We start from the raw sequence: 11,371 nt of genomic DNA, 5'->3' as shown, positions 1-11,371 counted from the left end.
GAAGCGCAGCTGTCCGGGGCGATGGCGATGCAGCAAAACGCGCAGCAGGACTACAAACGCATTTCCGGCCTCTTCGAGCAAAAGGTGGTTCCGCAGTCCGACTACGACCGCGCCAAGAGCGGGCTCGATGCGGCCGAAGCCTCCGTTAAAAGCATCAACGCCCAGCTACAGATGGCCCGGCATGCGCTGGACGACACCTCGCTTCGCGCGCCGTACGATGGAACGGTGACCGAACAGTTGGTTGAAAACCATGAAATGGTAAAGTCCGGCAATGTCGTGTTGCGCTATCACAACATCCAAACGCTGGAGATCGTCGCCAACATCCCCGAAAACGAAGTGGCCAGTTCCGCGGCCATGAAAGAAGGAATGCAGGTGCTTGTCTCCTTCCCGTCCCTGCGCGGAAAATCGTATGAAGCCCGGTTGAAGGAGTGGAGCACCAAGGCCGATCCGCTGACGCGGACCTATGCCTCGACCTTCGTGCTACCGGCCCCGGAAGACGCGCTTGTTCTTCCCGGAATGACCGCCAATGTCGACGTGGCGCCGAACCGCGACCAATCGCTGGTCATCACGGTGCCCGTATCCGCGCTGGTATCCGACGAACAAGGCGGCTCGTCCGTTTGGGTCTACGACGAAGGCAAGGGCTCCGCCGCACTGCGCTCCGTCGTCGTTGGCGGTTTGGTCGGCAGTTCCCGAGTGGTGGTCCTGAAGGGTCTTTCCGAGGGTGATCGCGTTGTCGTGACCGGCAGCCGTCTGCTGCACGATCGGCTCCCGCTGAAAACCGCGGCCATCCGATAACCAAGGGAGTTCCTCGATCATGAACCCGGCAGCATTTGCTCTAAGAAAACGTACCGTGATGGTTGTGATGACCATCATGCTCATCGCCGCAGGCCTCATCTCCTACCAGAAGCTCGGTCGGCTGGAGAATCCCGATTTCACCATTAAGACGGCGCTGATCGTCACGACCTATCCCGGAGCAACCCCGGCCGAGGTGGAAGAGGAGGTCACCGATCCGATCGAGGAAGCCATTCAGTCGATGAGCCAGCTCAAGGAGGTCTATTCCACCTCGATGGAAGGCGTTTCCATTGTCTACGTCGATATCCAGGACGCCTATAAAAGCACCCAGCTCCCGCAGATTTGGGACGAGCTCCGCAAAAAAATCAGCGACATGCAAGGGCTGCTGCCGCCCGGCGCCGGCCCCTCGGTCGTCAACGACGATTTCGGCGACGTCTACGGCGTCTTCTTTGCCCTGACCGGGGAGGATTATTCCTATGCCGAACTCAAGGAATATGCCGAAGAGTTGAAAACCGAACTGCTGCACTGCGAGGACGTCGCCAAGATTGCGTTCTGGGGGCTGCAGCAGGAGGTGATCTATGTCGAGTTCGAGCGCGCCCGCTTGGCCGAAATGGGGCTCTCCCCCGCCATGATCGCCGGCACGCTGCAGGCGCAGAACGCCGTGCAACCCAGCGGCAAGGTCGAGATCGACGGCGACTATATCCGCATCACCCCCACGGGCGATCTCGCCAGCGAGCAGGTGATTGCCGATCTCTATGTCGGCGGCGGCGACCATCTGGTGCGCCTGGGCGATATCGCGCAGATCAAGCGCGGATACTACGATCCCGCCCGCAATAAAATGACCTTCAACGGCAAGCCCGCCATTGCGCTTGGCGTTTCGACCGTCGCCGGCGGCAACGTCGTCATCATGGGCGAATCGGTCAAGGAAAAGCTGGCGGAACTCGATGGTACGATGCCGCAGGGCATGCAGCTCGACTCCATCTACTACCAGAGCGAAATGGTGACGGAATCCGTTAACGGATTCGTGCTGAACCTGGTCGAGGCCGTGGTGATCGTGGTCGTGCTGCTGATGTTTTTCATGGGCTGGCAAAGCGGGTTGCTGATCGGGGCCGTGCTGCTGCTGAACATTTCCGGGACCTTGCTCGGCATGCAGATCATGGATATCGACCTGCAGAAGATTTCGCTCGGCGCCTTGATCCTTGCGCTGGGGATGCTGGTCGACAACGCCATCGTGGTGGCCGACGGCATCCTGGTGCGCGTGGAGCGCGGCGAGAGCCGCGAAGCCGCGGCGAAGGAAGTCGTGCGCGACACGCAATGGCCGTTGCTGGGAGCAACCTTCATCTCCATTCTGGCCTTTACCGCAATCGGTTTTGCGCCCGGCAATATCGGCGAGTTCTGCCGTTCGCTGTTCAACGTCATGCTGATTTCGTTGCTGTTCAGCTGGGTGTTGGCCGTAACCATCACTCCGTTGTTCTGCGTCTGGTTCCTGAAGATTCCCGACACGCATGGCGAAGATCCCTACGACAAGCCGATGTTCCGCCGCTACCGCAAGGTGCTGCATTTGACGGTCCACCACCGCCCAATCACCATCGCGGTAACCATCGGCTTGATGATCGCCGCGGTGATCGGCTTCAAGAAGGTGCCGCAGGCCTTTTTCCCGGGGTCGCCGACGCCCTATTTCTACGTGAACTACTGGTTGCCCGCTGGCGCGCATATCGATACCACGGCCAAGGACCTCTCGACGATCGATGAATACATCCGCTCGTTGGATGGCATCAAGCAGACCAGTGCGTTTGCCGGGGAAGGGACGCTGCGCTTCATGTTGTCGTACAACTATGAAACGGCCGACCCGAGCTATGGCATGGTGCTGGTCGAGGTGGATAACTACCGCGACATCTCCAAGATGATCGAAAAGATCGATGCCTATTTGAAGGAAAACTATCCGCAGGCGGAGCCCTATTGCAGCAAGATCCCGAACGGGCCGCCGCTGGCGTTCTACGTCGAAGCCCGCTTCTTCGGGCCAGACAAGCAGGTGCTCGAAACGCTGGGCAAGCAGGCGCTCGAAATCATGCGCGCCGAGCCGACCGCCAAGGATGCCCGGCTCGACTGGCGCCAGCAGGTGAAGGTGCTGCGTCCGGAATTTTCCGAAACGCAGGCGCGCCGCGTCGGGGTCACCCGTTCGGATCTGGCCCAGTCGCTGCGGCTGAACTTCAGCAGCATGCCGGTGGGCCTCTACCGCGAGCGCACCGAACTCATTCCCATCATGTTCCGGCCGCCGGAATCCGAGCGCACCGGCATCGACAACTTCGACGATGTGCAGGTGTGGAGTTCGGGCAGCCAGGCGTTTGTGCCGATCGGTCAGGTGGTGACGGGGATGAACACGCAGTGGGAATGGCCCTACATCATGCGCCGCGACCGCCGCAACTCCATTACCGCCCGCTGCAATCCCGTCTACGGCTTGCCCGACACCCTCCGCCTGAAACTCGCCGAGCAGATCGAGGCCATCGAGTTGCCGCCGGGCTACCGTTTCGAGTGGTCCGGCGAATTCAAGGAATCGGCCGAAGCGCAGGCGCCGCTGGCGAAGACCTTCCCGATCTGCCTGCTGGGCATGTTCATCATTCTCGTCTGGCTGTTCAACTCGGTGCGCCGGCCGTTGATCATCTTCATGACCGTGCCGCTTTCGATCATCGGGGTCGCGTCCGCGCTGCTGCTGACCGGGATGCCGTTCGGCTTCATGAGCATCCTCGGTTTCCTCGGGCTCTCCGGCATGCTGATCAAGAACGCGGTGGTGCTGATCGACGAAATCGAGCTGCAACTCACCCGCGGGGTGGAGCCCTACAAGGCCGTGCTCGACTCGTCGGTCAGTCGTATGCGCCCCGTCATCATGGCGGCGGGCACCACCGTGCTGGGCATGGCGCCGCTGCTGACCGACGCGCTCTATTCCGGCATGGCCGTCACCATCATGGGCGGTCTGTTCGCCGCCACGTTCCTGACGCTGATCATCGTGCCCGTCGCCTACACGCTGGTCTACCGCATCAAGGTCGATAAACAACATCTTTAGGAGAATTCCATGAACTACATGAATAAAACCACCCGCAACGCTTTAGGCGCAGAGCACTCGAGGCTTGGCGGCCTTCGTGCCCTCGTGGTTAAGAAAAGCGTCTTGCTGGTTCTGTTGTTGCCGATGGTTGGAACCGCCCAGACCAACGGCCTCTCGCTGGCCGAGGTGCGCGCCGCGGTGCTCGCGGCCAATCCGTCGGTGCGCGAGGCGGTGCAGCGCATCGCCGCCGCCGAGGCGGTGCTCCAGCAGGCCAAGTCCGCGGTTCGTCCAACGCTTTCGATGACCGGTTCGTATGGCCACGTCGACGCCAGCCTCCATCCGGACATCGATCCGGTTAATCGTTATAGCGACAGCTTTAAGCAAGCCTCCGTCGGCCTTCAGGCCAACTGGTTGCTGCTGGATGGCTGTGCCAGTCGGGCCCGTATTCTCGCGGCCGAACATGGCGTCCAGCAAACCCGCGAGTTGGTCGATGAAACGCGCCGCCTCCTCATTCTCTCCGCCACCGTTACGTTCCGGCAGGCCCAGCTCGCCCGCGAAAACGTCGCCATCGCCGAGCGCGATTTCGCCTTCAACACCAATCTCGAAAGCGATGCCCGCAAGCGCTTCGAGGCCGGGGCTGCGCCCGAGTCCGAGGTGCTTAACTTTACGATTCGCGCGCTGCAGGCCGAAAGCGCCGCGCTGCAGGCGCGGTTGGAATACAACACCGCCCGCGTCGTGCTCGCCGAGCTCATGGCGTTGCCCGAGGACCGGCTCTCCGACGCGCTGCCGATTGCCGAGATCGATTTTTCCGCCCCGGAACCGGTTCCTTCGATGGACGGCGTGCTCAAAAGCGCGCTGGCGCGGCGGCCCGACTACAAAGCGCTCACCGCCGGTCGTCTCGCGCTCGCGGAAAGCGTAAAGGCCGCGAAAGGCGAACTCGCGCCCAAAGTCGCCCTCGTGGGCGATGTCAACTACGTCGATCGTCATGGCTATACCGTCGCGGGGCAACATGGAAACTACGACTCTTTTGTCGGTCTCGCCGCGAGCTGGGATCTTTTCACGGGCCAACGCGAGCAAAACGCCGTCAAGCAGGCGCAAGCCGAAATGCGCGCGCTCGAGGAGCGGCAGGAATCCCTGCGCCTCTCCATCCGCTCGGCCCTGCGCCAGCGGATTGCGGAGGCCGAAACCGCCCGCGCCGTGTACGAGCGGCAGAAGCAAATCCACGAACTTACCGTCAAGGTGCGCGATTCCGTGGAAAAATCCTACAAGGCCGGCCTGGCGCCCATCACCCGGCTCAACGAAGCCCAGACCGATCTCGTCCGGGCACGGGGGGGCTATTCCTCCTCCTACATCGCCTATCGGCTGATCCTCAACCAGCTCGACATCGAAACCGGGCGGGTGTTGGAAACGTTGTAGTCCGCAGTTCGATGGCGTGATGCGATGAAATCGATTTTGTTGAAATGGTCGATTCGGTCGATGGCCTGGACCTTTCTCGGGCTGTTTGTACTCGGGGTGGGCTGGTCGGTCTATCCGTTGGACGGCGACACGTTGCCGCACCGGGTCGAGGAAGGTACGGGGATGTCGTTCGGTTGGTCGGCGTTGCTGACCTCCGCGGTGCTCGGAATGCTTGGGGTGGGGGCCGTGGGGCTCCGTGTGGTCTATTGCATGATTGCCGATGACGACGGTTGCGCGGGTTGATTGCCAAGGGGCTCGACAGGACTGTTTCCGGGCGGTAAAACCAGTGCTCTTATGTTGAAGCGATATCTCATTTTTCTCGGGTTGATCCCCGCAGTGGTTTTGATCGGCCTCTTTTGGGTCCGGGGCATGGATCCGGCCCTCGCCCGGGAAAATGGGCCGCTCGAAAATATCCAGCTCGGCTTTTCCCTGCTGTCGAGCCTGGTGTTTGCGCTGCAGCTGCGCCGGATGGAACCGCGATTCCGGGGGATTCTTTGGGGCGGGTTTTTCTTTGGGTTGGTGTGTGCCGTCCGGGAGGTCGATCTGCGGCCGCTGGCCCATGTGCCGCATTGGCTGGAACTGCTCGGGGACGGGATCGGCCGCGATATCGTGATCGGTTTGCTCTGCATCGGCTTCCTCTTTTTTGTGGCCCAATCCGTCTATCGGCTTAAGTGGGCGGTGCTGCGCGTCGGCTCAACCTGGTTCGGGCTCTTTCTGATTGCCGCCGCCGTGGCCATCTTGCTGGGCGATGTGTACGAGAAAAAGCTTTTGGGCGGCGAGTCGGCCCAGCTTTGCGAGGAGTTCATGGAAGCGGTTGGCTATTTTCTGCTGGTCTGTTCCGCGCTCTCGGCCCGCTCCCTGAGGGCGGTCGCCGGGCCCTGACCCCGCGGATGGGCCGCCGTTTTGCCGTTGCGCGGCGGCGGAGCAGGGGCGCTGAAACCGGCATATTTTACCATTTCGCCTTTGCCTATCGAGGAACGGTTCGGTACATTCCCACCTTCATTTTTGCACAACAGAGGGTTGCATTTCCCAAATCTGTACAAACACGGAGAACATTTGATGAGAAAAAAAATTATTGCCGGTAACTGGAAGATGAACAAGACCATCGGTGAAGCGGTTGAACTGGCCAACGCCATTAAGCTCGAGCTCGCCGACTGCAACGAAGTCGACGTCGTTCTCTGCCCTCCGTTCACCGCCCTGAAAGCGGTTAGCGACATTGTTTCCGAAACGCAGATCGCGGTCGGTTCCCAGAACATGTCTTCCGAGGACGAAGGCGCCTACACCGGCGAAATCTGCCACACCATGCTCAAGGAAATCTTCGTCCGCTACGTCATTCTTGGCCACAGCGAACGCCGCGAGTACTATAAGGAAACCGATTTGTGGATCAACAAGAAGGTGATCAAGGCGCTTGAAAAGCAGTTGCGCCCGATCCTCTGCGTTGGCGAAACCCTCGAAGACCGCGAGTCCGGCAACACCGAAAAGGTGGTTGAAGTGCAGGTACGCGAAGGCCTCAAGGATGTTCCGGCTTCCGCCTACACGGAACTGGTCATTGCATACGAGCCCGTTTGGGCCATCGGAACCGGCAAGGTGGCCTCGGCCCAGCAGGCCCAGGACGTACATGCCTTCATCCGCGGCATCGTCAAGGACATGGTCGGCGCGGAAGCGGCCGATGCCGTCCGCATCCAGTATGGCGGTTCCATGAAGCCCGGCAATGCCGTTGAGTTGCTCGGACAGCCCGACATCGACGGCGGCCTGATCGGCGGCGCCGCACTGGACGCAACCTCCTTCGCGGCCATCGTTAAAGCGGCGATGTAAATTGGCGGCCTTGGCCGCCCGGTCCGAGGCCGGAGTGTCGAGCGTCCGATGGCATTCGACCCGACGGCCTTTGGCCATAAGTGATAAGGAATAGGTATGATCTTTCTTAAGGCATTGTTTATTGTGGTGGAGGTGCTTTGCTGCCTCTTGCTGATCGGTTTGGTATTGCTGCAAAAGTCGAAGAACGACGGGTTGGGCATGGCGTTTGGCGCCGGGACCGGCGAGGCGCTCTTCGGTGCGCGGGCCGGTAACGTGCTCTCCAAGGCCACCGTGTTTCTCGGCGTCGTCTTCATGGCCAGCTCGCTGGTTCTCGGCGTGTTGTTCGCCCAGCAGGACGGCACCTTGATGGACTCGATCGAAAGCGACCCCGCACAGCCCATGGCGATCCAGCCCGGACTGCTCGAAGGTCTCGATGCCGGAATGCCCGCCACCGATTCCGCTCCGGTGGATTCCGCTCCCGCCGCAGAATAAAAGGCGTTCAAACAGATGCTGCCATCAGCAAATAAACACCATCGGCTCGCCTTGGCACTGATGGTGGCTTCCTCTTTTATTTCCGGATGCGGCGACGGCAAGCTGGCTTCTTCGCGTGAGGCGAACGGCGAGATTGTGTCGTACAGCAGCACCCACCGTCTCACGGGCCTCGATCCCGCAACGTCGAGTTCGGTCGATACCTCGATCGCGATTTCGCGCATCTACGAAGGGCTGCTGCAGTACGACTACCTGGCGCGGCCCTACAAAGTGATCCCCTTGCTGGCGGAGTCGATGCCCGAGGTTTCCGAGGATGGGCTGGTCTATACGTTCAAGATCCGCAAAGGCATCTATTTCCAGGACGATCCCTGCTTCCCGGACGGCAAGGGGCGCGAACTGGTCGCGCGCGATTTCGAATATTCGCTCAAGCGGCTCGCCGACGCGAAAAACAAATCGCCGGGGTTCTGGACCCTTGACGGCCGCGTCAAGGGAATCTCCGAGTTCAACAAGGCGTCGCAAGGGAAAGAACCGACCGATTACGACCGGCCCGTATCGGGGCTGGAATGCCCCGACTCCCACACGCTGCGGATCACGCTGACCGAGCCCTACCCGCAACTGCTCTACATCCTGACGATGCACTATTCGTTTGCCGTGCCGCACGAGGCGGTCGACCGCTACGAGGTCGAGGGCGGGGAGAAAATCACCAACCATCCGGTCGGCACGGGCCCGTACAAGCTGGTCGAATGGCGCCGCAACTCGCGCATCGAGTTCGTTCGCAACCCCAAGTGGGCCGAGACCGGCCGCGTGGAAACCTATCCCACCGAAGCCGCGCCGGAGTTCGCCGACCAAGGGTTGCTCCGGGATGCCGGCAAGCAGATCCCGTTCAACGACCGCATCATCCAATACGTGATCGACGACTCCAGTACCTCGTGGATGATGTTCCTTTCCGGCCAGTTGGGCATCTCTGAAATCTCCACGGATAACTGGGATGCCGTGGTGACGCCTTCCAAGAGTCTCAATGCCACGTTCGAGAAGCGGGGCATCAAACTGATTTCGTCGCCCTACACGGCGGCCTATTACATCGGCTTCAACTGGGATGACGCGGTGGTGGGCGCCGGCAACGATCCGGAACAGAACGAGCGCAACAAAAAGCTGCGCCAGGCCCTCAGTTGCGCCTACGAGTTCGAGCAGATAAACACCTATATGAACAACCGCCTCTATCCGCTCAACGGGCCGATCCCCAGTCCGTTGGCGGGGTATCTGAAGGATCCGACGCCTTACGATTTCAATTTGGAGAAGGCGCGCCGGCTCCTCGCCGAAGCCGGGTATCCCGACGGAATCGACCGCGAGACCGGCCGGCGGCTTGAGCTGACGATCGATCTGGGGGGCGCCGACACGAGCACCCGCCAGCAGACCGAGCTGTTTGCCAATATGTTCCAGAAGATCGGCGTGGTGCTCAAGCCCAACTACAATACGTGGCCGGCCTTTACGGAAAAACTCAACCGCCGGCAGGTGCAACTCTTCCGCCTGGCCTGGGTGGCCGACTATCCGGACGCGGAAAACTTCCTGGCGCTTTTCTATGGCAAGAACGCCTCGCCGGGACCCAACCATGCCAACTACCGCAACGCCGAGATCGACCGTCTTTATGAAAAAATACGGGTGATGTCCGACTCGCCGGAACGCACGGCGCTCTATGAGCAAATGGCGCACATCATCGTCGAGGACGCGCCGTGGATCTTCCAGTACCAGCCGATGAGCTTTGCGGTGATTCACAGCTGGGTGGAAAACTATGTTTCGCACGACTATCCCTATGGATTGGCTAAATTCCAGGGCACGGACGTGGCGCTCCGCAAGAAGTGGCTGGAATCCTACGGCAACAAGAAACTGGATATGACGGGGCAGGAATAAGGCATGCTGAAATATATCCTTAAACGAGTCGTTCAGATGGTGCCTACGGTGATCGGGGTGGTGCTGCTAACGTTCATCCTCTTTAACGTGGTCGGCGGCGACCTCGCGGCGATCGCCCTGGGCAAAAAGGTTTCGCTTCAGTCGCTCGAAACGTTTGACGAGGAGCGGGGCCTCAACAAACCGCTCTTTTTCGGCACCCGATCAACGACGCGCGCCTACGAAGACCAGGATCTTTCCGAAAACGCCGGCCGCTGGAGCGGCTGGTCCAACGCCGTCTATTCTTCCGAGACCGCCTCGGTCGCCATCAAACCCAACGCGACCATCGATCCGCTCGCTTTTTCATTGGATCCCCAGGATGAGTTCGAGTGGAAAATCGCCTATCGCGGGAGCGGAACGCTGGCGGGGCGCGAGCTGGCGTCCGAGGGCTGGAAAACCGAAACGGTGCGGTTCCGCGGCGCGGAGGCCGGCGGTTTCGTGGCCGGGCCCGACGGGATCGAGATCAAGAAGCTCAAGCTGCGCAAGGTCGTGAAGAATCCGTTCGACTCCCAGTTGTGGTTCTACGTCAAGCAGCTCGCGCGCGGCGACATGGGCTATTCCGAAGGGCTGAAGCAACCCGTTTCAAAACTGTTGAAGGACGGCGTGTTGCCGTCGCTTTCGCTGACCATCCCGATCTTTTTCATCGGAGTCGTGGTCTCGGTAAGCCTTTCGCTGATCTGTGCGTTTTTCCGCGACACGTTCATCGACCGTTTCCTGGTGATGGTCTCCGTTGCGCTGATGAGCATCAACTATCTGGTCTACATCGTGGCCGGGCAATATTTCCTTGCCTATCGGCAGGGCCTCTTCCCGGTCTGGGGCTATGAGTCGGCGCGCTACCTGATCCTCCCGGTCATCATCGGCGTGGTCAGCGGTCTCGGCGCGAACATCCGCTTCTACCGCACGGTGATGCTCGACGAAATGTATAAGGACTATGTCCGCACCGCTTTCGCCAAGGGTGTCGCCAAGCCGCGCGTCCTCTTCGTCCACGTGTTGAAAAACGCGATGATCCCGATCATCACCAACGTCGTGATGCTCATTCCGTTTCTCTACACCGGCTCGCTGCTGCTCGAAAGCTTCTTCGGCATTCCGGGGCTGGGCTATCTCAGCATCAACGCGCTGCTTTCGTCGGACGTCGACGTCATTCGGGCCATCGTTCTTATCGGCGCCATTCTCTTCGTGATCTGCAATCTTTTAACCGACATCTGCTACGCGCTGGTCGATCCGCGCGTCAAATTGAAATAATTCCATGGCGACAGAAAAAGGACATAGTTTGTGGGGCGACGCCTGGCGGCGGTTGAGCAAGAACCGTCTGGCGATGGTCTGCCTGGGATTGGTGGCGTTCTTCACGTTGCTGGCGGTCTACGGCGAGATCGTCTGCCGCTACCACGAGGCGCGCGACATCACCCCGTTCTACCAAAAGACCAACCTCGAGATGGCCTTCCAGCCGCCGGGCGGAGTGCATTGGATGGGCACCGACGCGCTCGGACGCGATGTGATGGCCCGCCTGATCCAGGGCGTCACCATCGCCTACAAGGTCGGCATCATCACCTCGCTCATCGCCATCCCGATCGGCGTCTTCTTCGGGTGCATCGCGGGATATTTCGGCGGCAAGGTCGACGATTTCGTGGTGTGGCTCTATTCCACCTTCGCGTCCATGCCCGGACTACTCTTCATTCTCGCGATCGCCATGGTGGTGGGCCGCGGCCTGCTCGGCATCTATCTCGGCATCGGCCTCACCACCTGGGTCGGCATCTGCCGCCTGATCCGCGGCGAGGTCATCAAGCACAAGGGCCAGACCTATGTGCAGGCCGCCCAGGCGCTCGGCCTCGGCGATGGCCGCATCATTTTCAAGCATAT

At 60.5% G+C, this 11,371-nt stretch carries 10 protein-coding genes; all 10 read left to right on the top strand.

Translation table 11 applies throughout. From position 1 onward, the window contains the following. A partial coding sequence (locus tag ABYO54_RS07565; protein WP_372807643.1) for an efflux RND transporter periplasmic adaptor subunit occupies positions 1-795 on the top strand: 795 nt, incomplete at its 5' end. Positions 796-814: 19 nt separating this feature from the next. Then, positions 815-3,853 carry an efflux RND transporter permease subunit gene (locus ABYO54_RS07560; RefSeq protein WP_372807642.1) on the top strand — a complete coding sequence of 1,013 codons (3,039 nt, stop codon included), beginning with the start codon at positions 815-817 and terminating at the stop codon, positions 3,851-3,853. Positions 3,854-3,862: 9 nt separating this feature from the next. Then, complete coding sequence (locus tag ABYO54_RS07555; protein WP_372807641.1) at positions 3,863-5,248, top strand: TolC family protein; 1,386 nt, start codon at positions 3,863-3,865, stop codon at positions 5,246-5,248. Positions 5,249-5,272: 24 nt separating this feature from the next. Beyond that, positions 5,273-5,530, top strand: a complete 258-nt coding sequence (locus ABYO54_RS07550) for a hypothetical protein (RefSeq protein WP_372807640.1) — start codon at positions 5,273-5,275, stop codon at positions 5,528-5,530. 51 nt (positions 5,531-5,581) lie between these two features. Beyond that, positions 5,582-6,169: a hypothetical protein gene (locus ABYO54_RS07545; protein ID WP_372807639.1), complete on the top strand. Its 588-nt coding sequence runs from the start codon at positions 5,582-5,584 to the stop codon at positions 6,167-6,169. A 177-nt stretch (positions 6,170-6,346) separates the two neighbouring features. Further along, positions 6,347-7,102, top strand: a complete 756-nt coding sequence (gene tpiA, locus ABYO54_RS07540; protein WP_372807638.1) for a triose-phosphate isomerase — start codon at positions 6,347-6,349, stop codon at positions 7,100-7,102. A 96-nt stretch (positions 7,103-7,198) separates the two neighbouring features. Continuing rightward, positions 7,199-7,573, top strand: coding sequence for a preprotein translocase subunit SecG (gene secG, locus ABYO54_RS07535; RefSeq protein WP_372807637.1), 375 nt, complete (start codon positions 7,199-7,201; stop codon positions 7,571-7,573). A 15-nt stretch (positions 7,574-7,588) separates the two neighbouring features. Continuing rightward, positions 7,589-9,478 carry an ABC transporter substrate-binding protein gene (locus tag ABYO54_RS07530; protein WP_372807636.1) on the top strand — a complete coding sequence of 630 codons (1,890 nt, stop codon included), beginning with the start codon at positions 7,589-7,591 and terminating at the stop codon, positions 9,476-9,478. A 3-nt stretch (positions 9,479-9,481) separates the two neighbouring features. Beyond that, a complete protein-coding gene (locus tag ABYO54_RS07525) occupies positions 9,482-10,756 on the top strand; it encodes an ABC transporter permease (RefSeq protein ID WP_372807635.1) in 1,275 nt (424 codons plus the stop codon). Between the two features lie 4 nt (positions 10,757-10,760). Then, on the top strand, positions 10,761-11,371 hold a 611-nt coding region (locus ABYO54_RS07520), incomplete at its 3' end, for an ABC transporter permease (RefSeq protein ID WP_372807634.1).

Origin of the sequence: Pontiella sp. (assembly GCF_041622395.1) — a bacterium.
Taxonomy (GTDB): domain Bacteria; phylum Verrucomicrobiota; class Kiritimatiellia; order Kiritimatiellales; family Pontiellaceae; genus Pontiella.
Note: the sequence above shows the minus strand (reverse complement) of the source record. Positions and strands in the feature narration are given on the sequence as shown.